Genomic DNA, 21353 nt, shown 5'->3' with positions numbered 1-21353 from the left:
CTGAGGGCCCTTTCCGGGCCCTTCGCCATCACCTGCTAGCCATGGGCCGTAGCTCAGGCGCCCCGCGCCCTCGCCGGGTTGCCCTCAGGCAGTGGCCTCGGGCGGTTCCGGCTGGTCGGCGGGGTCGGGCAGCTCGCGCTCGTCGGCCGCGAGCCGGTCGCCGATGGTGCGCAGTCCCGCGAGGTCGTGCACGTCGCCGGGCAGTGCGGCCACTTCCGTCACGGCCACCTCGGGGTGCAGCGCGGTGAAGCGGTCACGCGTGCGCTGCTCACGGGAGAGCAGCTGCATGCGATCGGCGTGCAATCTCAGCAGGCCTGCCGTGAGCTGGTCGACGGACCGCTCGGCGTCCTCGGAGTTCGCAGCGTGCTCAGTGGCCTCGGCATGCTCGGCGTCTTCGGTGGGGGAGCCACCTTCGGGAGCCGATGCCGGACCCTGAGCTGGTGTTACGGACGTGGGAGAGTCTGAACTGTCGGGTGCGTCAGGGGAGTTACGAAGACTTGCTTTCCCGCCCTCCTGATCCACAATGCGGGGCTCTTCAAGATTTTCCGCGGCGGCGAGCGCCCGCTCGGCCGACAGCCGGTCGGCGCCGCTGCCGTGCACCCGGTTGAGCACCAGGCCGGCGAGCGGCATGTCCTCCGCTGCCAGGCGTTCCACGAAGTACGCGGCCTCGCGCAGTGCGTCCCGCTCGGGCGCCGCGACCACGAGGAAGGCCGTGCCGGGCGCCTGGAGCAGCTTGTACGTCGCGTCCGCGCGGGTGCGGAAACCGCCGAAGGTCGTGTCCATCGCGGACACGAACGTCTGCACGTCCTTCAGGAGCTGACCGCCGAGCAGCTTGCCGAGGGTGCCGGTCATCATCGACATCCCGACGTTCAGGAACTTCATCCCGGCCCGGCCGCCCAGCTTCGCCGGTGCCGTCAGCAGCCGGATCAGCCGGCCGTCCAGGAACGAGCCGAGCCGCTTGGGCGCGTCCAGGAAGTCCAGCGCCGAGCGGGACGGCGGCGTGTCCACGACGATCAGGTCCCACTCGTCCCGGGCGCGCAGCTGCCCGAGCTTCTCCATCGCCATGTACTCCTGCGTGCCCGCGAAGCCCGCCGAGAGCGACTGGTAGAAGGGGTTGCCCAGGATGGCGGCCGCCCGCTCGCCATCCGCGTGCGCCTCGACGATCTCGTCGAAGGTGCGCTTCATGTCGAGCATCATCGCGTGCAATTCGCCGCCCGCGGTGTCGTCGATGCCCTTCACCCGGCGCGGGGTGTTGTCCAGCGAGTCGATGCCCATGGACTGGGCGAGCCGGCGAGCCGGGTCGATGGTCAGGACGACCACCTTGCGTCCCCGCTCGGCGGCGCGCAGGCCCAGGGCCGCCGCGGTCGTCGTCTTGCCGACCCCGCCCGAGCCGCAGCAGACGACGATCCTGGTCTTCGGGTCCTCCAGCAGTGGATCGACGTCGAGCAGACGCGCCGGCGACAGACGGTGGTGGGCCGGGTCCGGACGACTCATGACATCCCCTGCTTCCGACTCGTGACGGGCCGTGCGGGCCTCGCGCGCCCTGCCTGTCCGTCCTGGCTCATGACACGCCCTGCTCGCGCAGCTCGCGGGCCAGCTCGTACAGCCCCGCCAGGTCCATGCCCTCGGCGAACAGCGGCAGTTCGTGCAGCGGCAGGCCCAGCTCGGCCAGGACCGCGCGCTGCTCGTGCTCCAGCGTGTACCGCTCGGCGTACTCCTCGGCCTGCGCGAGCAGCGGGTCCACCAGCCGTTCGGCGTGCCCGCCGCGCCGTGCTCCGCCGAGCCCCGCGGACGACAGGGACCGCGCGACAGTGGAACGCGGGGCCGTCCGCAGGAGTTCCAGGTCGGTCTCGTCCAGCACCTCCGGCCGGACCATGTTCACGATGATCCGCCCCACCGGCAGCCGGGCCGAACGCAGCTCGGCGATGCCGTCCACGGTCTCCTGGACGGGCATCTCCTCCAGCAGCGTCACCAGGTGCACGGCCGTCTCGGGCGACTTCAGCACCCGCATCACGGCCTGCGCCTGATTGTGTATCGGGCCGATCTTGGCGAGGCCCGCGACCTCGTCGTTCACGTTCAGAAAGCGCGTGATCCGCCCGGTCGGCGGGGCGTCCATGACGACGTAGTCGTAGGCGAACCGCCCGCTGCGCTCCTTGCGGCGCACGGCCTCGCACGCCTTGCCGGTCAGGAGGACGTCCCTGAGGCCGGGCGCGATGGTGGTGGCGAAGTCGATCGCGCCGAGCTTCTTCAGGGCCCGTCCCGCGCTGCCCAGCTTGTAGAACATCTGGAGGTAGTCCAGAAGGGCCAGTTCGGGGTCGATGGCGAGGGCGTACACCTCCCCGCCCCCGGGTGCTACCGCGATTTTCCGTTCCTCATAAGGCAGCGCTTCCGTTTCGAAGAGCTGCGCGATGCCCTGACGGCCCTCGACCTCGACGAGAAGCGTCCGCTTCCCCTCCGTGGCCAGGGCCAGCGCTAGGGCCGCGGCCACCGTGGTCTTGCCGGTACCGCCCTTGCCGCTGACGACCTGGAGCCTGCTCACGTATTCGAGCCTAACCAGTTCGCGCCCGGGCTACGCGGGAGGCTGTGGACAACCCGTGCCGTGGTCGGCCGCGTGACCCCTCCGGGGCAGCGGCTAGAGTCGGCCGCATGACCAAGTGGGAATACTCAACCGTGCCGCTGCTCGTCCACGCCACGAAGCAGATTCTGGACACCTGGGGCGAGGACGGCTGGGAGCTCGTCCAGGTCGTGCCCGGGCCGAACAACCCCGAGCAGCTCGTCGCCTACCTGAAGCGGGAGAAGCAGTAGTGGGCGCCGTCGAGGCGAAGCTGGCCGAGCTCGGCCTGAGCCTGCCCGACGTGGTCCCGCCGCTCGCCGCGTACCAGCCGGCCGTGCAGTCCGGGCCGTACGTCTACACCGCCGGGCAGCTCCCGATGGTGGACGGCAAGCTTCCGGTCACCGGCAAGGTCGGCGCCGAGGTCACCCCGGAGGAGGCCAAGGAGCTGGCCCGCACGTGTGCGCTGAACGCCCTGGCCGCCGTCAAATCCGTCGCCGGTGACCTGGACCGCATCGCGCGCGTGGTGAAGGTCGTCGGCTTCGTGGCCTCTGCCTCGGACTTCACGGGCCAGCCCGCGGTGCTGAACGGCGCGAGTGAGCTGCTCGGCGAGGTCCTCGGCGACAAGGGCGTGCACGCCCGCAGCGCGGTCGGCGTGGCGGTCCTGCCGCTGGACGCGCCGGTCGAGGTCGAGATCCAGGTGGAGCTCGCCTAGCACCCTCTTCGGTGGCCCCATCTGCGGGATCCGTCCCCGGGGGCCACTCGAACATCCGCCCGTCACGGGATAGCCTCGCGCCCATGGCGAACGGTCAGTGGTACCCCCCGGAGTGGCCGGACCGCATCCGCGCCCTCGCGGCCGGCACCCTCACCCCGGTGACCCCGAAGCGCGCGGCCACCGTCATGCTCCTGAAGGACACCGGCAGCGGCACGGCCGTCCACATGCTGCGCAGACGCGCATCCATGGCCTTCGCCGGAGGCGCGTACGCGTATCCCGGCGGCGGTGTCGATCCGCGCGACGACGACCACCACGTCCGCTGGGCGGGCCCCACGCGCGCGTGGTGGGCGGACCGGCTGGGCGTCGACGAGACGGCGGCCCAGGCGATCGTCTGCGCGGCCGTACGCGAGACGTACGAGGAGGCGGGCGTGCTGCTCGCCGGGCCGGCCGCCGACTCGGTCGTCGGTGACACCACGGGCGCCGACTGGGAGGCCGACCGGGCCGCCCTGGTCGCCCGGGACCTGTCCTTCGCGGAGTTCCTGGACCGCCGCGGCCTGGTCCTGCGCTCCGACCTGCTCGGTGCCTGGACCCGCTGGATCACCCCGGAGTTCGAGTCCCGCCGCTACGACACCTGGTTCTTCGTCGCCGCGCTCCCCGAGGGGCAGCGCACCCGGAACGCCTCCACGGAGGCCGACCGCACGGTGTGGATCGCCCCGAGCGAGGCGGCGGCCGGGTACGACAAGGGTGAGCTGCTGATGATGCCGCCGACCATCGCGACCCTGCGCCAGCTGACGGCGTACGGGACGGCCGCCGGGGCACTCGAAGCGGCCCCGGGGCGTGACCTCACGCCCGTGCTGGCCACCGCCCGCCTGGTGGACGGGGAGATCGTGCTCTCCTGGCCGGGCCACGACGAGTTCACCAAGCACATCGCAACCGGTGGAGCCACCGCATGACGGACGCAGCCGCCCTTCCCGGCCAGCCCCGCGGCGGGGTCCTCTCGGGGCCCGCCACCGCGCGGGCCGTGAACGTCCTGGCCCCCAACGCGTCGGCGATGACCCTCGACGGCACGAACACCTGGATCCTCTCCGAGCCCGGCTCGGACCTGGCCGTGGTGGTAGACCCGGGTCCGCTGGACGACGGACACCTGCGGCAGGTCGTCGCCACGGCCGAGCAGGCCGGCAAGCGCGTCGCCCTGACCCTGCTCACCCACGGCCACCCCGACCACGCGGAGGGCGCCGCCCGGTTCGCCGAACTGACCGGCACGCGCGTGCGTGCCCTCGACCCGGCACTGCGGCTGGGCGAGGAGGGCCTGGCCGCCGGAGACGTCATCACCACCGGCGGGCTGGAACTGCGCGTCGTACCGACCCCCGGCCACACCTCCGACTCCCTCTGCTTCCACCTCCCGGCCGACCGGGCGGTCCTCACCGGCGACACGGTCCTCGGCCGCGGCACGACGGTCGTGGCCCACCCCGACGGACGTCTCGGCGACTACCTGGACTCCCTGCGCCGCCTGCGCTCCCTCACGGTCGACGACGGCGTCCACACGGTCCTGCCGGGCCACGGCCCCGTCCTGGACGACGCCCAGGGCGCCGTCGAGTACTACCTCGCCCACCGCGCCACCCGCCTCGCCCAGGTCGAGACGGCCGTGGAGGACGGCTACCGCACCCCGCCCATGGTCGTGGCCCACGTCTACGCGGACGTGGACCGCTCCCTGTGGCCGGCCGCGGAGCTCTCGGTTCGGGCGCAGATGGACTATCTGGAGGAGCACGGGCTCATCTAGGGCCCTCGTAGCCCGTGCCTCAGGGACGCGGCGCTTTGACGCCGTGCACGCGCGCGTACTCCCCGGCGAGCCAGGGTCCGAGATCGCCGACGTACGCCGCGAGCACGGTGGCGTCCCCGGCCGGCTCCCGCCCCAGGACGGCCGCGGCCCGCATCTGCTCACCACGCTCGGGGTAGAACCCGGCGAAGGCCTCGGCCATCTCGTGCAGGTCGCTGGTCCAGCCGTGCCAGCGGGGCATGACGAGCGTGAAGCCCGTCCGGACCAGGTGCCGGGACATGAAGCGCACCAGGGGCCGGCGCGCCTCTTCCGTGTCGTCCGCCTCGGCGATCCGCCGGCGCCAGCGCGGCAGGAGGACGGCCAGGTCGCCGTTGGTCTCACGGGCCAGCAGCGAGTCGGGGCGGTAGCGCGGCAGGTACGTGGCCAGGTCCTCGCCCAGCAGCGGTGTGCACAGGCAGGCGACGAACCACCCCAGGTCGTACCTCTCCAGGTCGCTCAGCAGCCGCGCCCGGCTGAACAGCAGGGTGCCGTGTCCGTCGATCTGCCCGAACTCCTCGTCCAGGGCCGCGCCGAATGCCCGGGCGTCCTCCCGGTCCGCCCCGGTCGGCTCCTGGTGCAGGGCGAGCAGCAGGTCGAGGTCGCTGCGGCCCACGCGCGCGGTGCCGCGCGGTATCGACCCGTAGAGGTACGCGCTGTGCAGCCGGTGCCCGAACACGCCGGTCAGCCGGTCGCGGGTCGCGGTGACCACCGGACGGAAGGCCGGGGGGACGCGCGCGAGGGAGCCCTCCCGGATGAGGAAGCCCCCTGCGTCGAGCCCGGGGCGGCGGCGGACGGCGTCACCGGTCATGCGGTCACAGTGCCGCGCGCAGGGCCGCCGGGGGCGCGTTTTCCGGTTCCTTGACCACTTCCTTGACGACTTCCTCGACGGCTTTCTCGACGGCACCCATGACGACGTCGGGCCCCGTCTCGTGGGGAGACGGGGCCCGATGACGTGCGGCCGGGTGTGCGGTCGGCTGTGCGGTCAGCGTGAGCGCTTGGCGAGGCGTTCCACGTCCAGGAGGATCACCGCGCGGGCCTCCAGGCGCAGCCAGCCGCGCTGGGCGAAGTCCGCGAGGGCCTTGTTGACCGTCTCGCGGGACGCGCCGACCAGCTGGGCCAGCTCTTCCTGCGTCAGGTCGTGCACGACGTGGATGCCCTCCTCGGACTGCACGCCGAACCGGCGCGACAGGTCGAGCAGGGCGCGGGCGACGCGGCCCGGGACGTCCGAGAAGACGAGGTCGGACATCGCGTCGTTGGTCTTGCGCAGCCGGCGCGCGACGGCGCGCAGGAGCGCCGTGGCCACCTCCGGGCGGGCATTCAGCCAGGGCTGGAGGTCGCCGTGGCCGAGGCCGAGCAGCTTGACCTCGGTCAGTGCCGTGGCGGTCGCGGTGCGCGGGCCCGGGTCGAACAGCGACAGCTCGCCGATGAGCTCGCTGGGGCCGACCACGGCCAGCATGTTCTCGCGGCCGTCGGGGGACGTGCGGTGGAGCTTCACCTTGCCCTCCGTGACCACGTACAGGCGGTCTCCGGGGTCGCCCTCATGGAACAGCGAGTCACCGCGGGCGAGGGTCACCTCACTCATGGAGGCGCGGAGCTCCGCGGCCTGCTCGTCATCGAGCGCCGCGAAGAGCGGATTGCGCCGCAGAACGTCGTCCACGAGTTCTCTCCTTGTCGACCTGCTCAGGGGATCTTGCTCCCCCGTGTACCGAGGGACCGTGGTGCCCATTTTGTCGGGCGGTCCAAACAGTGTGATCTGTCACAAGGATGCCGCACACGTGTCCCGGGGTACGCGGCAGGGGTCCAATTGGGCGCCGATCTTCAGGGGCCGGGGCGGATGTCGGTGCCGGGCCTTAGGCTGGCCGGGTGTCCAAATCGCCGGTGAGAGCACAGGCCGAGGGGGCTGCGCGGGTGGTTGTACGTCGCGATTCCGCTGTGGGCGAACAGAGCCCCGATGGCGGTAGGAAAACGGCGAAACAGAACAAGACGGAGCCGGTGAAGAAGGCGGCGTCCGCGAAGAAGGCGGCGTCCGCGAAGAAGTCTGCCTCCAAGGCGGGTGCTTCGAAGGCGAGTGGCTCGAAGGCGGGTGGCTCGAAGGCGTCCGTTGCCAAGAAGGCCGCCAAGGGCGGCGCTGCCGTGAAGAAGGCGCCCGCGGCCAAGAAGGTCGCGGTCGCGCCCAAGAAGGCCACCGCCCGCCTCAAGGGCACCGCCCCCGCCAAGACCGTCGTCCACCCGCCGGGCGACGAGTCGCCCACCGCCCTGGTCCGCCGGGCCCGCCGCATCAACCGCGAGCTCGCCGAGGTCTTCCCGTACGCGCACCCCGAGCTGGACTTCGAGAACCCCTTCCAACTGGTCGTCGCCACGGTCCTGTCCGCCCAGACGACCGACCTGCGCGTCAACCAGACGACACCCTCCCTCTTCGCGAAGTACCCGACCCCGGAGGACCTGGCCGCCGCCAACCCCGAGGAGGTGGAGGAGATCCTCCGCCCGTGCGGGTTCTTCCGGGCCAAGACGAAGTCGGTCATAGGCCTGTCGAAGGCCCTGGTCGAGGATTTCGGCGGCGAGGTGCCCGGCCGCCTCGAGGACCTGGTCAAGCTGCCCGGTGTCGGCCGCAAGACCGCGTTCGTCGTACTGGGCAACGCCTTCGGGCGCCCCGGCATCACCGTGGACACGCACTTCCAGCGCCTGGTGCGCCGCTGGCGGTGGACCGCCGAGACCGACCCGGACAAGATCGAGGCCGCGATCGGCGCGCTCTTCCCGAAGAGCGACTGGACGGACCTCTCGCACCACGTGATCTGGCACGGCCGCCGCATCTGCCACGCCCGCAAGCCCGCGTGCGGCGCCTGCCCGATCGCCCCGCTCTGCCCGGCGTACGGCGAGGGCGAGACCGACCCGGAGAAGGCGAAGAAGCTCCTCAAGTACGAGAAGGGCGGCTTCCCCGGCCAGCGTCTGAAGCCGCCGCAGGCCTACCTGGACGCGGGCGGCACACCGGCGCCGCCGCTGGGGGCCGGATGAGCCGCGCGAAACATGCGGTCCGCCGCCCGAGCGGCCCGACGCGCCCCCCTGAGAGCCTGACGCGCCGCCCGTTCAGGGGATCGCGGGCGCTCGCGGAACGATCTCGGGGCCGCCGCGCGTTGGATGCGGCAGGACGACGGGGGTGGCGATGACGCGCGCGAGCGACACACAGGACGGCCCGGTGGTGCTGAGCAAGGACGGGCTGCCCGGCTGGCTGGACCCGGTGGTGCACGCCGTGGAGACCGTTCGGCCGACGCAGCTGAGCCGCTTCCTGCCGCCGGAGGACGGCGCCGGGAGGCAGTCCGCCGTCCTGGTCCTGTTCGGTGAGGGCACGCGCGGGCCGGAGCTGCTGCTCATGGAGCGTGCGAGCTCCCTGCGCTCGCACGCCGGGCAGCCCTCCTTCCCGGGCGGCGCCCTCGACCCGGAGGACGGCGACCCGTCCGGTGACGGTCCGCTGCGGGCCGCCCTGCGCGAGGCTGAGGAGGAGACCGGCCTCGATCCCTCCGGCGTCCAGCTGTTCGGCGCCCTGCCCCGGCTCTACATCCCGGTCAGCGGTTTCGTCGTCACACCCGTGCTGGGCTGGTGGCGGGAGCCGAGCCCGGTCGGGGTCGTCGATCCCAACGAGACCGCCAGGGTCTTCACCGTCCCCGTGGTGGATCTCACGGATCCCGCCAACCGGGCGACCACCGTCCACCCCAGCGGCCACCGAGGTCCGGCATTTCTGGTCGAATCAGCCCTTGTCTGGGGTTTCACGGCCGGAATCATCGACCGGCTGCTGCACTTCGCGGGCTGGGAGCGGCCCTGGGACCGCGAGAAGCAGGTCCCGCTCGACTGGCGCGCATGACAGGGTGGCCTCCGTGAACGTGCTGGACATCTTGTTGCTGGTCGCCGCCGTGTGGTTCGCGGTCGTGGGGTACCGCCAGGGGTTCGTCGTCGGCATCCTGTCGGTGATCGGCTTCCTGGGCGGCGGCCTCGTCGCGGTCTACGTGCTGCCCGTCATCTGGGACGCGCTGACGGACAACGCGGAGGTGAACACGACCGCCGCCGTCGTCGCGGTCGTCGTCGTCATCGTCTGCGCCTCCGTCGGCCAGGCCCTCACCACCCACCTCGGCAACAAGCTGCGCCGGCACATCACCTGGTCCCCGGCCCGGGCCCTGGACGCCACCGGCGGCGCCCTCGTCAACGTCATGGCGATGCTCCTGGTCGCCTGGCTGATCGGCTCGGCCCTCGCGGGCACGACGCTGCCCACCCTCGGCAAGGAGGTCCGCAACTCCAAGGTGCTGCTGGGCGTCTCGCAGGCCCTGCCGGACCAAGCGGCCACCTGGTTCGCGGACTTCTCCTCCGTCCTCGCGCAGAACGGCTTCCCGCAGGTCTTCAGCCCGTTCGCGAACGAGCCGATCACCGACGTCCAGCCGCCCGACCCGGCCCTGGCGAACAGCCCGGTGGCGACCCGCGCCCAGCGCTCCATCGTCAAGGTCATGGGCACGGCCCCGAGCTGCGGCAAGGTTCTGGAGGGCACCGGCTTCGTCTTCTCCGACCGCCGCGTCATGACCAACGCGCACGTGGTGGGCGGAGTCGACGAGCCGACCGTGCAGATAGGCGGCGAGGGCAGGAAGTACGACGCCAAGGTCGTGCTCTACGACTGGCGGCGCGACATCGCCGTGCTCGACGTGCCGAATCTCAAGGCGCCGGCACTGCGGTTCACGGAGAAGGACGCGAGCAGCGGCGACGGCGCGATCGTCGCCGGCTTCCCGGAGAACGGGGCGTACGACGTGCGGGCCGCACGCGTGCGGGGCCGCATCTCGGCCAACGGCCCGGACATCTACCACCGCGGCACGGTCCGCCGCGACGTCTACTCCCTGTTCGCGACCGTCCGCCAGGGCAACTCCGGCGGCCCGCTGCTCACCCCCGACGGCAAGGTCTACGGCGTGGTGTTCGCCAAGTCCCTCGACGACGCCAGGACCGGGTACGCGCTGACCGTGGACGAGATCCAGGACGACATCACCAAGGGCCGCACCGCCAACCAGCAGGTGGGCAGCGACAGCTGCGCGCTCTAGGCGCGGTGCTGAGCGGCAGGTGTCGGCGTGGCAGGTGTCGGGGCGTCACTCGCGCGAGTGACGCCTCAGTCGCGTGTGTGGCGCAGACGTACGGAGACCCAGCGGGCCCGGCGGCGGAGGATGCGCGGGATCCCCACCCGGGGATCCGCGGTCACCATCTGCGGTGCGCCGCTTCGCCGGTGGGGGTTCGTACCGCTCGCCGAGCGGCGATTGCGGGTTGCGTCACTGTAGTCGTGCGTCCAGCCCATACCCCGACGTGTGCCCCCGCCCCATGGTCGATAACCGCGCCCGGAGCGTCCAATTGGCCTATGCGCCGGGCAATTGGCCGTTCGTAGCACAAGCGTTCACGTGCCGGTACCGGGCGGGGCCGGACGGTCACCGGTCGGGTTCGGGATCCCGTAGCCAGTTGATGAGTTCCGAGGAGAACGCGACCGGGTCCTCCTCGTGCGGGAAGTGCCCGAGACCGTCGAACAGGCGCCAGCGGTAGGGGGCTTCGACGTACTCGCCGGACCCGGCCGCGCTGCGCGTGCGCATCACGGGGTCGAGCGAGCCGTGCAGATGGAGGGTCGGTACGCGGACGGGCCGCTTCATCCGCCGGTTGAACTGGATGCCGTCCGGGCGGGCCAGCGAGCGCACCATCCAGCGGTACGGCTCGACCGCGCAGTGCGCCGCGGAGGGGATGCACATGGCGCGGCGGTACGTCTGAAGCGCCTCGTCCTCGGGCGGGCGCGGCCCGGACCACCCCTGGATCAGCTCCGCCACGAGCGCCCCGTCGTCGGCGGTGAGCTGACGCTCCGGGATCCACGGCCGCTGGAACCCCCAGATGTGTGAACCGGCGCGGCTCTGCTTGACGTCTCTCAGCATGGCCGAGCGCCAGCGCCGCGGGTGCGGCATGGACGAGACCGCCAGCCGCCGCACCAGCTTGGGGCGCATCGCCGCCGCCGTCCACGCGAGGTATCCGCCCAGGTCGTGGCCGACCAGCGCGGCATCCGGCTCGCCGAGGGAGCGGATGACGCCGGTGACGTCGAGCGCGAGATTGGCGGGGTCGTAGCCGCGCGGGGTGCGGTCGCTGCCGCCGACACCCCGCAGGTCCATGGCGACGGCCCGGAAACCCGCGTCGGCGAGCGCCACCAGCTGGTGCCGCCACGTCCACCAGAACTGCGGGAAGCCGTGCAGCAGCAGCACCAGAGGCCCGTCGCCCAGCTCGGCGATGTGGAAGCGGGCGCCGTTGGCGGCGACATCGCGGTGGCTCCAGGGGCCGTCGAGCAGGACGGCCGGTGCCGGTGCTGCCGGGGATGTGTCGGGGTCCGTCATGAGGACGAGCGTGCCACAGCCTCGATGGCCTCGGGGACCCGGTCCTGCGCGAGCTCCGGGCGCGGATGCGGCTTGGCCTTCTGGAGCACGACCGCGCTCTCCTTCATCGACGCGGCGACCTTCTGCGGGCCCTTGCTCTTCTTGGCCTTCTTCGCGAAGGTCACGCCGATCAGCGCGAGCACCCCGGCGACCAGCACGTTCGCCGCGAACGACAGCAGGAAGCAGACCGCGAGGTTCCAGTCGCTCCACGTGCGGATGCCGTACGCCAGCGCGAAGTTCAGCATCGGCAGGGAGAAGATCAGCACCGCGCCGGCCGCCGAGAAGGCGCCGCCGCTGGTCGCGCCCCGCTTCACGTCCTGCCTGAGCTGCGCCTTGGCCAGCGCGATCTCGTCGTGCACCAGCGCCGACATTTCCGCTGTCGCCGAGGCGAACAGCTGGCCGATGCTGCGTTCGGCGCCGACCGGGCTGCCGTCGGGTGCGCTCATCGCGGTCTCCCTCTTCTGCGTACGGTCCGTTGTCCGCGTCTTGTTCCTGACCCGCCGCAGTCGTCCGGCCGGGCACGGTCCGACTGCGTACGGTCCCGTCTTTTGTACCGTCTCGTCAGATCATGCCGGACGGTGGTGGTCCTCGCCTGCCCCGCCCGGTACTTCGGCAAGCCCGTGGCGCGCGGCTGCCTTCTCCCGGGCGATCCGGCGGTGCTCGGCGGCCTTGCGCTCGTAGAGGGCGGCGAGTCGCAAGTGGTAGGCGGGATCGTCCTCCTCGTAGACGTCCGGGACGCCGTCGGCGTCCTCGTCGCGCTCCTCGTCCGCCCACAGGCGACGGTACTTGGCGTTGCGGATCTTCAGCAGAACGGTCGCGAGTGTCGCGGCGATCAGCGAGCCCAGCAGGACGGCCGCCTTGACCTGGTCGGTCATCGCCTGGTCGTCGGCGAAGGCGAGTTCGCCGATGAGCAGCGACACGGTGAAGCCGATGCCGGCGAGACTCGCCACCGCGAACACGTCCGCCCAGGCGAGGTCGTCGCTGAGCGAGGCGCGGGTGAAGCGGGCCGTCAGCCACGTCCCGCCGAAGATGCCGACCGCCTTGCCGACGACGAGCCCGAGGACGACGCCGAGGGTCTCCGGCTTGGTGAAAACGTCGGCGAGCGCCCCGCCGGACACCACGACACCCGCGCTGAACAACGCGAACAGCGGCACCGCCAGCCCCGCCGACAGCGGCCGCACGAGGTGCTCGATGCGCTCGCCGGGGGAGCGGTCCTCCCCCTCGCGGCGGTGGCAGCGCAGCATCAGGCCCATGGCGACACCGGCGACGGTGGCGTGGACGCCGCTGTTGTACATCAGCGCCCAGACGACCAGGGCGAGCGGCACGTACACGTACCAGCCGCGTACGCCCGCGCGCAGCAGCAGCCAGAAGAGCAGCAGCCCGGCGACGGAGCCGCCGAGCGCGGCGAAGTTCAGGTCGGCGGTGAAGAAGACGGCGATGATCAGGATCGCGAAGAGGTCGTCGACGACGGCGAGTGTGAGCAGGAAGGCCCGCAGCGCACTCGGCAGGGAGGTGCCGATGACGGCGAGCACGGCGAGCGCGAAGGCGATGTCGGTCGCGGTCGGCACGGCCCAGCCGTCCAGGGAGCCGCCGCCGGCGACGGCGGTGACGGTGTAGACGAGCGCCGGTACGGCCATGCCGCACAGGGCGGCGACGACGGGCAGCGCGGCGGCCTTCGGGTCACGCAGATCACCCGCCACGAGTTCCCGCTTGAGTTCGATCCCGGCGACGAAGAAGAAGATCGCCAGCAGTCCGTCGGCGGCCCAGTGCGCGACGGACAGGTCGAGGCCGAGGGCGGCGGGTCCGATGTGGAAGTGGGAGACGCTCTCGTAGCTGTCGTGCAGCGCGGGGATGTTCGCCCAGAGCAGCGCCGTGACCGCGGCGGCGAGCAGCAGCACTCCGCCGACGGTCTCGGTGCGCAGTGCGTCGGCCACATAGGTCCGCTCCGGCAGCGACAGCCGGCCGAGGACCTTGCGGGGGGTGGTGGGGCGGGGCGCGGTCACGGGGGAAACCTCCGGTCGATGGGCAGGGCGGAACACCTGCCGACCAGACTTCCCGGCGCACCATGGATTACTTGTTTTGCTTAGTTTAGGTAAACGTACGGCAGGGCGCATCCGAGGGCACCCGATGATCGGGTGCCCTCGGTCGCTTGCGTCATGCCGGTGCCGCGATCAGTCCTCGCTGGGCGCCGCGGGCAGCTTGGCCTGGATGAGGTCCATGACCGTGGAGTCGGTCAGCGTGGTGACGTCCCCCAGCTGGCGGTTCTCGGCGACGTCCCGCAGCAGCCGGCGCATGATCTTGCCGGAGCGGGTCTTGGGCAGCTCCGCCACCGGCAGGACCCGCTTGGGCTTGGCGATCGGGCCGAGGGTGTTGCCGACGTGCGTGCGCAGCTCGGCGACCAGGTCCTCGGTCTCGGCGGCCGTACCGCGCAGGATCACGAAGGCGACGATCGCCTGCCCGGTCGTCTCGTCCGCGGCGCCGACCACGGCCGCCTCGGCGACCGAGGGGTGGGAGACGAGCGCGGACTCCACCTCGGTGGTGGAGATGTTGTGCCCGGAGACGAGCATGACGTCGTCGACCCGGCCGAGCAGCCAGATGTCGCCGTCGTCGTCCTTCTTGGCGCCGTCACCGGCGAAGTACTTGCCCTCGAAGCGCGACCAGTAGGTGTCGATGAAGCGCTGGTCGTCGCCCCAGATGGTGCGCAGCATCGACGGCCACGGCTCGGTCAGCACCAGGTAGCCGCCACCGCCGTTCGGCACCTCGTTGGCCTCATCGTCGACGACGGTGGCGGAGATGCCGGGCAGCGGCGTCTGCGCGGAGCCGGGCTTGGTGGCGGTCACGCCGGGCAGCGGGGTGATCATCATCGAGCCGGTCTCGGTCTGCCACCAGGTGTCGACGACCGGGGTGCGGTCGCCGCCGATGTTCTTGCGGTACCAGACCCACGCCTCGGGGTTGATCGGCTCGCCCACCGAGCCCAGCACCCGCAGGCTGGACAGGTCGAACTTGGCGGGGATGTCGTCGCCCCACTTCATGAACGTGCGGATCGCGGTCGGCGCGGTGTAGAGGATCGTCACGCCGTACTTCTGCACGATCTCCCAGAAGCGGCCCTGGTGCGGGGTGTCGGGCGTGCCCTCGTACATGACCTGCGTGGCGCCGTTCGCCAGCGGGCCGTAGACGATGTACGAGTGGCCGGTCACCCAGCCGACGTCGGCGGTGCACCAGTAGACGTCCGTCTCCGGCTTGAGGTCGAAGACGGCGTGGTGCGTGTAGGCGGTCTGCGTGAGGTAGCCGCCGGAGGTGTGCAGGATGCCCTTCGGCTTACCCGTGGTGCCCGAGGTGTAGAGGATGAACAGCGGGTGCTCGGCGTCGAAGGCCTGCGGGGTGTGCTCGGTGCTCTGCCGTCCGACCAGGTCGTGCCACCACACGTCGCGGCCCTCGGCGAAGGCGACCTCCTGGCCCGTGCGGCGCACGACCAGGACGTGCTCGACGATGCCCGCCTTCTCGACGGCCTCGTCCACGGCCGGCTTGAGAGCGGACGGCTTGCCGCGCCGGTAGCCGCCGTCGGAGGTGATGATCACGCGCGCGTCGGCGTCCTGGATGCGGGTGGCGAGCGCGTCCGAGGAGAAGCCGCCGAAGACGACCGAGTGGGCGGCGCCGATCCGGGCGCAGGCCAGCATCGCGATCGCGGTCTCGGGGATCATCGGCATGTAGACGGCGACCCGGTCGCCCGCCTGCACGCCCAGCTCCAGCAGGGCGTTGGCGGCCTTGGAGACCTCGTCCTTGAGCTCGGCGTAGGTGATGGCGCGACTGTCGCCGGGCTCGCCCTCGAAGTGGATGGCGACCCGGTCGCCGTGTCCGGCCTCCACATGGCGGTCGACGCAGTTGTAGGCGACGTTGAGCTCGCCGTCCTTGAACCACTTGGCGAACGGCGGATTCGACCAGTCGAGCGTCTCGGTGGGCTCCTTGGCCCAGGTCAGCCGACGGGCCTGCTCGGCCCAGAAGCCGAGCCTGTCAGCCTTGGCCTGCTCATACGCCTCCGCCGTGACGTTGGCGTTCGCGGCCAGGTCGGCGGGGGGTGCGAACCTGCGCTCTTCCTTGAGCAGGTTGGCCAGGCTCTCGTTGCTCACGGCATCTGCCTTTCCCAGGGTGTCCGTTGTGTCCCAGGCCACAGCTCATCAGACCCGAGGGTGCGATGACAAGGGCCGACCGCCGATTGGTTTAGACCTGTCGGGCGGTGCTGTCGGGGACCGGGGTCATCCGTACCCACGGACGCCGACCAGGGAAAGTTCACGGCGTGTGCTGCCCGCCACCCGAAGCTCGGGTGGGTCGCGGGAGCCGTGGCGTCTTCGGGGCAGGTGGCCGGTGGTCGGTACGGCGGGGTGATCGGGCGACAGCCGGCCCGGGGGGCCGCTCCGCGGGCGGCGGTCGAAGGTTCGGTGAGGGCGCTCCGCGCGCGGCGGTCGACAGCTCTGTGACGGCGCTGGGGTTGGGCGGACGGTCGCGGCCCGCTGGGGGCCGTCGTACGAGGCGGGGGCCTGACACCTGCCCGGGCGCCCCGGGGGTGAAGCCGGGGCCCGGAAGCCTGCCGGGACGGTCCGCTGCGTCGGTCCGCTGCGACGGGCCGCCGGGTGTGTGCCCCCGGCTCGACCGGGAGCACACACCCCACCCGTGCCGAGCCATCGCACACGCGGACCCGGCGCCCGGCTCACGCCGTCAAGTCCGACTCCCTTACCCGGTCGAAGACCCCACCGGCATCCGTCTCGGTGAGCAGATACGCCTCGGCCTCGCCCACGTCGAAGTACATCCCGTGCAGCTCCAGGGTGCCCTCGTCGAGGGCCCGGGCGACCGAGTCGTGGGCGCGCAGGTGCTCCAACTGCTGGACGACGTTCGTCAGGCAGAGCTGCTCGACCGCGTCCTCGGGGTGGCGCCCGGCCAGCTTGCCCCAGGGCAGGCTCGCGTCGGCCATGCGCTCCAGGCTCGGCAGCCCGTGCCGCAGCCACCGCTTCAGCGGGGTCCGGGCGCCACCGGGCTCGGAGTCGAACAGCGCCTGCATGGCACCGCAGCCCGAGTGCCCGCACACCGTGATGGACCGCACCCGGAGCACGTCCACGGCGTACTCGATGGCTGCGGCCACCGAGTCGTCGCCGCTCTCCTCGCCCGGGCGTGGCACGAGGTTGCCGACGTTGCGCACGACGAACAGGTCGCCCGGGCCACTTGAGGTGATCATCGACGTGACCAGCCGGGAGTCGGCGCAGGTCAGGAAGAGCTGCGAGGGCCGCTGCCCCTCACGTGCCAGCCGGGCCAGCTCGCTGCGCACCAAGGGCGCGGTGTTGCGCTGGAACGCGCTGATGCCACGCGCCAGTTCGTGTCCGCTGGCCCCCCCGGTGCCAGTGGGGTCCGGCTCGGAGCGGTCCGACCCGTCCGGGTTCTTCTCAGGCTGGGGTACGGATTGAGGGCCGTCGCACTGGTGGTTGCGCCAGGGCGTCCAGGGCCGGCAACGGCAGTCGGTGCCGGACTGGGGCTCGGAGATGCGGGTGCCGGGATGCCGCCCTGTGATCTCGACGGTGCCGCCCTGCGCGGTGTGCGTCTTCTGCCAGTCCTGCAACGTCTCGTACGCCGCGTGGTCCATGAACGACCCGTCCAGCTCGACGACGGTGTCGGCACCGTGGGGCACGAGGTGCAGGGTCCGGCTGAGCCTTGGCACCGCGAGGAATGTCAACTGCCCTCTGACGTGTACGTGGTGGACTCCTTCCCTCTCCTCGTGCGTGATACGGGTGCGGGTGAGGCGGTGCAGGGCGACGCCGACGGCCATCGCGATGCCGAGCGCCACGCCCTCCAGGACGCCGAGGGAGACCACGCCGAGGGTGGTGACGGCGTAGACCCAGACTTCCCGGTGGCGGGTCACCGTGCGGATGTGGTTCAGGGAGACCATCTGGATGCCGACGGCCATCACCAGGGCGGCGAGCGAGGCGAGCGGGATGAGCTCCAGGATCGGGACCATCAGCAGCGCGGCGATCACTACGAGAACGCCGTGCAGCATCGTGGAGTTCCGGCTGACGGCACCCGCGTGCACATTCGCCGAACTCCGCACGGCCACGCCGGCGATGGGCAGTCCGCCGAGCGAGCCGGAGACGATGTTGGCGGCGCCCTGCCCGAGCAGTTCCCGGTCGAGGCGGGAGCGCCCGACCCGGGCGGTCAGCCCCGGGCGGGCGGCCACCAGCTTGTCCACGGCGACGGCGCCGAGCAGTGACTGCACGCTGCACACCAGCGTGGTGGTGAGCACGGCGGCGACCAGGCCGAGCACGGGCCCCTCGGGCAGTCCGGCCAGGGCGTGGTTGCTCCAGGACGGCAGGTCGACCTTGGGCAGGCGGAGCCCGGCGAGGGCGGCGGCCGCGGTGGCTCCGGCGACGGCGACGAGCGCGGCAGGCACCTTGCGCAGCAGGAGTCCGGCCCGGCCGGGCAGTCTCGGCCAGAGCAGCAGCAGCGCCAGGGTCAGCACGCTCACGGACACCGACGCCGGCCGCATGTCCGCCAGCTGTGCGGGCAGCGCGCGGAGGTTGTCCGGCACGGAACTCTGCGGTGTGCCGCCGAGGACGATGTGCAGCTGGGCGACGGCGATGGTGACGCCGATCCCGGCGAGCATGCCGTGCACGATGGCGGGGCTGACGGCGAGAGCGCCACGGGCCACGCGCAGGCAGCCCAGGCCCAGTTGGGCGAGGCCGGCGAGGACGGTGATGGCACAGGTCGTCCGCCAGCCGTAGCGCTGGATGAGGTCGGCGGTGACGACGGTGAGTCCGGCGGCCGGTCCGCTCACCTGGAGCGCAGAGCCGCCGAGCCGCCCGGCGACCAGTCCGCCCACGGCCGCGGCGACGAGGCCGGCCTGGAGGGGGGCACCGGTGGCGAGGGCGATGCCCAGGGACAGGGGCAGGGCGATCAGGAAGACCGCGATCGAGGCCGACACGTCGGCACCCGCGATCCGGAATCGGCGGGGCCCGGCCGGTGGCGGGCTGTGGGGCGGGTGGGTGCGTTCGGTGCGGTTCGGGTCGGTGGCGCGTGTGGGGACGCAGGCTGACATGGCTTCCCGTCTCCTCCGGGGCTGCGCGGTCGCGTAACTGTGGGGCCCCGCTCGGGGCGGGGTTCGGTCGCGGCGGTCACGGCGTATATCGGCGGGATGAATCAACGCTCGGTAAACGGATCGTAATGCAGAGTAAAGGACGAGCATAGACTTTACGGGCAAATGGGCGAATAGATCACTCCGAAGAGTGAAGTGGCTATTTGATCGGCTTGTCGTACTAATTCCTTCTCGATCTCGTGCGAATTTGGCGGCGCTGTCCGCACCCGAGAGAAGGAAGAAGGTGGGCGGAACATGGCCGCCACCCACAGGATCGCCGCGAGTTCCGTGATCGCCGCGGTCTGCGCCGCATCGCTCGCCGGTTGCGCGACCGGCACCCCTCGGCAGGAAGCCCCCGCCTCGCAGAAACCGACGCCGGCTCAGGCGCCGAAGAGCGCGGTCCGGCTGATCGGCGACGGCTCCACCGCCTACACCGGCGCCCAGCCGAACCTGCCCCGCCCCGAACGCCTGCGGCCCGGCCAGAAGCCCCCGCAGTTCGTCGTCTTCTCCTGGGACGGCGCGGGCGAGGACAGCCAGAAGCTGTTCTCCCACTTCCGCAAGGTCGCCAAGGACAACAACGCGACCATGACGTACTTCCTGAGTGGCGTGTACATGCTGCCCGAGGACAAGCGCGACCGGTACCGGCCGCCGCAGCACTCCCCGGGGCGCTCCGACATCGGTTTCAACGACCGCCGCGGTATCGCCGCCACCGCGAAGCAGCTGCGCCTGGCGTGGCTGGAGGGCAACGAGATCGGCACCCACTTCAACGGCCACTTCTGCGGCAGCGGCGGGGGGGTGGGCGAGTGGTCGGTCGACGACTGGAAGGACGAGATCTCCCAGGCCAAGCAGTTCGTGAAGACCTGGAAGACCAACACCGGCCTGAAGGGCGCGTCCCCGCTGCCTTTCGACTACGACAAGGAGCTCATCGGCGCCCGCACGCCCTGCCTCGAAGGCCAGCGCAACTTCATGAGGGCGGCGCGCGACCTGGGGTTCCGCTATGACACCAGCGGTGTGAACGACCAGGTCTGGCCGAAGAAGAAGCAGGGGCTGTGGGACGTGTCCATGCAGCTCGTGCCGTTCCCCGGCCACTCCTTCGAGCAGCTCACCATGGACTACAACTTCATGGTCAACCAGTCGGGCACCAAGACCCAGGGCAACCCCGCCATGCACGACTTCTGGGGCGACCAGATGCGCGACGGCCTGCTCAAGGGTTTCTCACGGGCCTACAACGGCAACCGCGCGCCCCTGATCATCGGCAACCACTTCGAGTCCTGGAACGGCGGCACCTACATGCGGGCCATCGAGGAGGTCATCGAGACGGTGTGCACCAAGGAGGAGGTGCGCTGCGTCTCGTTCCGGCAGCTCGTGGACTGGCTGGACGCGCAAGACCCGAAGACGCTGGAGAAGCTGCGCACCCTCCAGGTCGGCCAGGCGCCCAAGGAGGGCTGGGCGTCCTTCCTGTCCGACCGGCCCGCCCCGGCTCCCAAGGGCGTCCCCGGGCCTCCCGCGGCCAAGGGGTAGCTCTCCGGGGTGACGTCGTCAGGCGCACGCGCGCGTGAAGAAGGCCACTCCGCCGTGGGGCCGGGCCCAGGGATGCGTAGGGTCGTACTCATGAGTACAGCAGGCGCGAGCGCCGATCCCCTCGCGGCCCTGGGGGCGCTGCCCGGAGTGGCCGAGTCCGTGGAGTCCGTACGCAAGGCCGTGGACCGGGTCTACGGGCACCGGGTCATGCGGCGGCGCAGCAACGCGATCACCTCCGAGGCGGCGCTGCGCGGCGCCCGCGGCTCGGCCGCGCTGTCCGGCGCGGACTGGGCCTTGGAGGAGGTGCGCCGTCGTACCGACTTCAGCGGCGACGACGAGGCCCGCACCGTGGGCGCCGCCCTGCGGCTCACCGCGGAGGCGGGCCAGCTGCTGTCGATCTGGCGGCAGTCGCCCCTGCGGGTGCTGGCCCGGCTGCACCTGGTGGCGGCCGCGGACCAGGGCGACCAGGTGGGACGGCCCCGCAAGGAGGGCGAGCAGGTCGACGAGCCGCTCGTCGGACTGCCGCTGCCGAGCGCCACCGAGACGCACGGCAGGCTGGACGGACTGGCCGGCCTGATCATCGCGGGCGGCTCCGCACCGGCGCTGGTCACGGCCGCCGTCGTGCACGGCGAACTTCTGGCGCTGCGCCCCTTCACCTCCCACAACGGCCTGGTCGCCCGCACCGCCGAACGCATCGTCCTGGTCGGCAGCGGCCTGGACCCGAAGTCGGTCTGCGCGGCCGAGGTCGGCCACGCCGAGCTGGGACGCGACGCCTACCTGGAAGCCCTACGCGGGTACGCCTCGGGTACCCCGGAGGGCGTCGCCGCCTGGATCGCCCACTGCGGCAGGGCGGTCGAACTGGGGGCCCGCGAGTCGATGGCCGTGTGCGAGGCGCTCCAGCGCGGAGCGGCCTGACATCACCCGGCCGGCAAAATGATGCGGCGGTACGATTTCTCGTACCGCCGCTGGCATGAGCATCGGGTTACCAAGCGTCCTCGATATGTGCCCATCAGGCCGGGAACTTCGCCCGTGACCTGGTGCGGCTGGCCCGTATTCGACGGGTCGACGTCGCGTGGGTGCCCGGTGTTCATGCTCGGTCCGTGGGGCCAAATGCGTTAAAAGGTGATCCTCTCGGATGTCCTTGGTCTCGCGGGCCGTTGAGTCCTTTGTACTCCTGCCCCGGAGCAAGCGGAAGTCCAGGCTGCACTTCTTTACTT

Annotated in this window: 19 protein-coding genes; 9 read left to right on the top strand and 10 right to left on the bottom strand. The window is 71.5% G+C overall.

Going from position 1 to position 21353, the window contains the following annotated elements; all coding sequences use genetic code 11:
* Positions 1–84: 84 nt before the first annotated feature.
* A complete protein-coding gene (locus AB0E85_RS32180; protein WP_361934681.1) occupies positions 85–1494 on the bottom strand; it encodes an ArsA family ATPase in 1410 nt (469 codons plus the stop codon).
* Positions 1495–1561: 67 nt separating this feature from the next.
* Positions 1562–2539: an ArsA-related P-loop ATPase gene (locus AB0E85_RS32175; protein ID WP_361934679.1), complete on the bottom strand. Its 978-nt coding sequence runs from the start codon at positions 2537–2539 to the stop codon at positions 1562–1564.
* Positions 2540–2646: 107 nt separating this feature from the next.
* Between AB0E85_RS32175 and AB0E85_RS32170 the strand changes: the two genes are divergently transcribed.
* From AB0E85_RS32170 to AB0E85_RS32155, 4 genes are all read left to right on the top strand, one after another.
* Positions 2647–2805 (top strand): DUF4177 domain-containing protein, encoded by a 159-nt coding sequence (locus AB0E85_RS32170; RefSeq protein ID WP_097218487.1) that lies wholly within the window; start codon positions 2647–2649, stop codon positions 2803–2805.
* On the top strand, positions 2805–3266 hold the full coding sequence (locus tag AB0E85_RS32165) for a RidA family protein (RefSeq protein WP_031115991.1): 462 nt from the start codon (positions 2805–2807) through the stop codon (positions 3264–3266). Before AB0E85_RS32170 ends, AB0E85_RS32165 begins: the two co-directional genes overlap by 1 nt.
* Before the next feature lie 83 nt (positions 3267–3349).
* Complete coding sequence (locus AB0E85_RS32160; protein WP_361934677.1) at positions 3350–4219, top strand: NUDIX hydrolase; 870 nt, start codon at positions 3350–3352, stop codon at positions 4217–4219.
* Positions 4216–5046 carry an MBL fold metallo-hydrolase gene (locus AB0E85_RS32155; RefSeq protein ID WP_361934675.1) on the top strand — a complete coding sequence of 277 codons (831 nt, stop codon included), beginning with the start codon at positions 4216–4218 and terminating at the stop codon, positions 5044–5046. Before AB0E85_RS32160 ends, AB0E85_RS32155 begins: the two co-directional genes overlap by 4 nt.
* Before the next feature lie 19 nt (positions 5047–5065).
* Here AB0E85_RS32155 and AB0E85_RS32150 read toward each other — a convergent pair whose 3' ends face one another.
* A complete protein-coding gene (locus AB0E85_RS32150; RefSeq protein ID WP_361934673.1) occupies positions 5066–5890 on the bottom strand; it encodes a nucleotidyltransferase domain-containing protein in 825 nt (274 codons plus the stop codon).
* 174 nt (positions 5891–6064) lie between these two features.
* Positions 6065–6739 carry a Crp/Fnr family transcriptional regulator gene (locus tag AB0E85_RS32145; protein ID WP_020129286.1) on the bottom strand — a complete coding sequence of 225 codons (675 nt, stop codon included), beginning with the start codon at positions 6737–6739 and terminating at the stop codon, positions 6065–6067.
* Between the two features lie 335 nt (positions 6740–7074).
* On the opposite strand from AB0E85_RS32145, the gene nth reads away from it, so the two are divergent.
* The 3 genes from nth (at position 7075) to AB0E85_RS32130 (ending at position 10151) form a co-directional block, all read left to right on the top strand.
* On the top strand, positions 7075–8094 hold the full coding sequence (gene nth, locus AB0E85_RS32140) for an endonuclease III (protein WP_361934670.1): 1020 nt from the start codon (positions 7075–7077) through the stop codon (positions 8092–8094).
* A 148-nt stretch (positions 8095–8242) separates the two neighbouring features.
* Complete coding sequence (locus AB0E85_RS32135) at positions 8243–8938, top strand: CoA pyrophosphatase (RefSeq protein ID WP_361934667.1); 696 nt, start codon at positions 8243–8245, stop codon at positions 8936–8938.
* 13 nt (positions 8939–8951) lie between these two features.
* A complete protein-coding gene (locus tag AB0E85_RS32130; RefSeq protein ID WP_361934664.1) occupies positions 8952–10151 on the top strand; it encodes a MarP family serine protease in 1200 nt (399 codons plus the stop codon).
* A gap of 65 nt (positions 10152–10216) precedes the next feature.
* On the opposite strand, the gene AB0E85_RS32125 is transcribed toward AB0E85_RS32130, so the two are convergent.
* From AB0E85_RS32125 to AB0E85_RS32100, 6 genes are all read right to left on the bottom strand, one after another.
* Complete coding sequence (locus tag AB0E85_RS32125) at positions 10217–10399, bottom strand: hypothetical protein (protein ID WP_102908041.1); 183 nt, start codon at positions 10397–10399, stop codon at positions 10217–10219.
* A gap of 127 nt (positions 10400–10526) precedes the next feature.
* The gene (locus tag AB0E85_RS32120) at positions 10527–11465 is read right to left on the bottom strand and encodes an alpha/beta hydrolase (protein ID WP_361934661.1); all 939 of its coding nucleotides are present in this window, start codon (positions 11463–11465) and stop codon (positions 10527–10529) included.
* On the bottom strand, positions 11462–11950 hold the full coding sequence (locus AB0E85_RS32115; RefSeq protein ID WP_361934658.1) for a phage holin family protein: 489 nt from the start codon (positions 11948–11950) through the stop codon (positions 11462–11464). The genes AB0E85_RS32120 and AB0E85_RS32115 overlap by 4 nt, the downstream gene beginning before the upstream one ends.
* 120 nt (positions 11951–12070) lie before the next feature.
* Positions 12071–13507 carry a Na+/H+ antiporter NhaA gene (gene nhaA / locus AB0E85_RS32110; protein WP_361934655.1) on the bottom strand — a complete coding sequence of 479 codons (1437 nt, stop codon included), beginning with the start codon at positions 13505–13507 and terminating at the stop codon, positions 12071–12073.
* A gap of 168 nt (positions 13508–13675) precedes the next feature.
* Complete coding sequence (acs, locus tag AB0E85_RS32105) at positions 13676–15631, bottom strand: acetate--CoA ligase (protein ID WP_361934654.1); 1956 nt, start codon at positions 15629–15631, stop codon at positions 13676–13678.
* A 578-nt stretch (positions 15632–16209) separates the two neighbouring features.
* On the bottom strand, positions 16210–18579 hold the full coding sequence (locus AB0E85_RS32100; protein ID WP_361934651.1) for a SulP family inorganic anion transporter: 2370 nt from the start codon (positions 18577–18579) through the stop codon (positions 16210–16212).
* Between the two features lie 291 nt (positions 18580–18870).
* Here AB0E85_RS32100 and AB0E85_RS32095 point away from each other — a divergent pair, with 291 nt between their 5' ends.
* Together AB0E85_RS32095 and AB0E85_RS32090 are read left to right on the top strand one after the other, a co-directional pair.
* Positions 18871–20136: a hypothetical protein gene (locus AB0E85_RS32095; RefSeq protein WP_361934648.1), complete on the top strand. Its 1266-nt coding sequence runs from the start codon at positions 18871–18873 to the stop codon at positions 20134–20136.
* A gap of 90 nt (positions 20137–20226) precedes the next feature.
* Complete coding sequence (locus AB0E85_RS32090) at positions 20227–21051, top strand: oxidoreductase (RefSeq protein WP_361934645.1); 825 nt, start codon at positions 20227–20229, stop codon at positions 21049–21051.
* Positions 21052–21353 lie beyond the last annotated feature (302 nt).

The organism is Streptomyces sp. NPDC029044, assembly GCF_040637495.1.
GTDB lineage: Bacteria > Actinomycetota > Actinomycetes > Streptomycetales > Streptomycetaceae > Streptomyces.
Note: the sequence above shows the minus strand (reverse complement) of the source record. Positions and strands in the feature narration are given on the sequence as shown.

Coding starts and splice junctions, on each gene's coding strand:
- AB0E85_RS32180 (WP_361934681.1), bottom strand. CDS start 1,494: ATGAGTCGTCCGGACCCGGCCCACCACCGTCTGTCGCCGGCGCGTCTG.
- AB0E85_RS32170 (WP_097218487.1), top strand. CDS start 2,647: ATGACCAAGTGGGAATACTCAACCGTGCCGCTGCTCGTCCACGCCACG.
- AB0E85_RS32160 (WP_361934677.1), top strand. CDS start 3,350: ATGGCGAACGGTCAGTGGTACCCCCCGGAGTGGCCGGACCGCATCCGC.
- AB0E85_RS32155 (WP_361934675.1), top strand. CDS start 4,216: ATGACGGACGCAGCCGCCCTTCCCGGCCAGCCCCGCGGCGGGGTCCTC.
- AB0E85_RS32150 (WP_361934673.1), bottom strand. CDS start 5,890: ATGACCGGTGACGCCGTCCGCCGCCGCCCCGGGCTCGACGCAGGGGGC.
- AB0E85_RS32135 (WP_361934667.1), top strand. CDS start 8,243: ATGACGCGCGCGAGCGACACACAGGACGGCCCGGTGGTGCTGAGCAAG.
- AB0E85_RS32125 (WP_102908041.1), bottom strand. CDS start 10,399: ATGGGCTGGACGCACGACTACAGTGACGCAACCCGCAATCGCCGCTCG.
- AB0E85_RS32120 (WP_361934661.1), bottom strand. CDS start 11,465: ATGACGGACCCCGACACATCCCCGGCAGCACCGGCACCGGCCGTCCTG.
- AB0E85_RS32115 (WP_361934658.1), bottom strand. CDS start 11,950: ATGAGCGCACCCGACGGCAGCCCGGTCGGCGCCGAACGCAGCATCGGC.
- AB0E85_RS32100 (WP_361934651.1), bottom strand. CDS start 18,579: ATGTCAGCCTGCGTCCCCACACGCGCCACCGACCCGAACCGCACCGAA.
- AB0E85_RS32095 (WP_361934648.1), top strand. CDS start 18,871: ATGGCCGCCACCCACAGGATCGCCGCGAGTTCCGTGATCGCCGCGGTC.
- AB0E85_RS32090 (WP_361934645.1), top strand. CDS start 20,227: ATGAGTACAGCAGGCGCGAGCGCCGATCCCCTCGCGGCCCTGGGGGCG.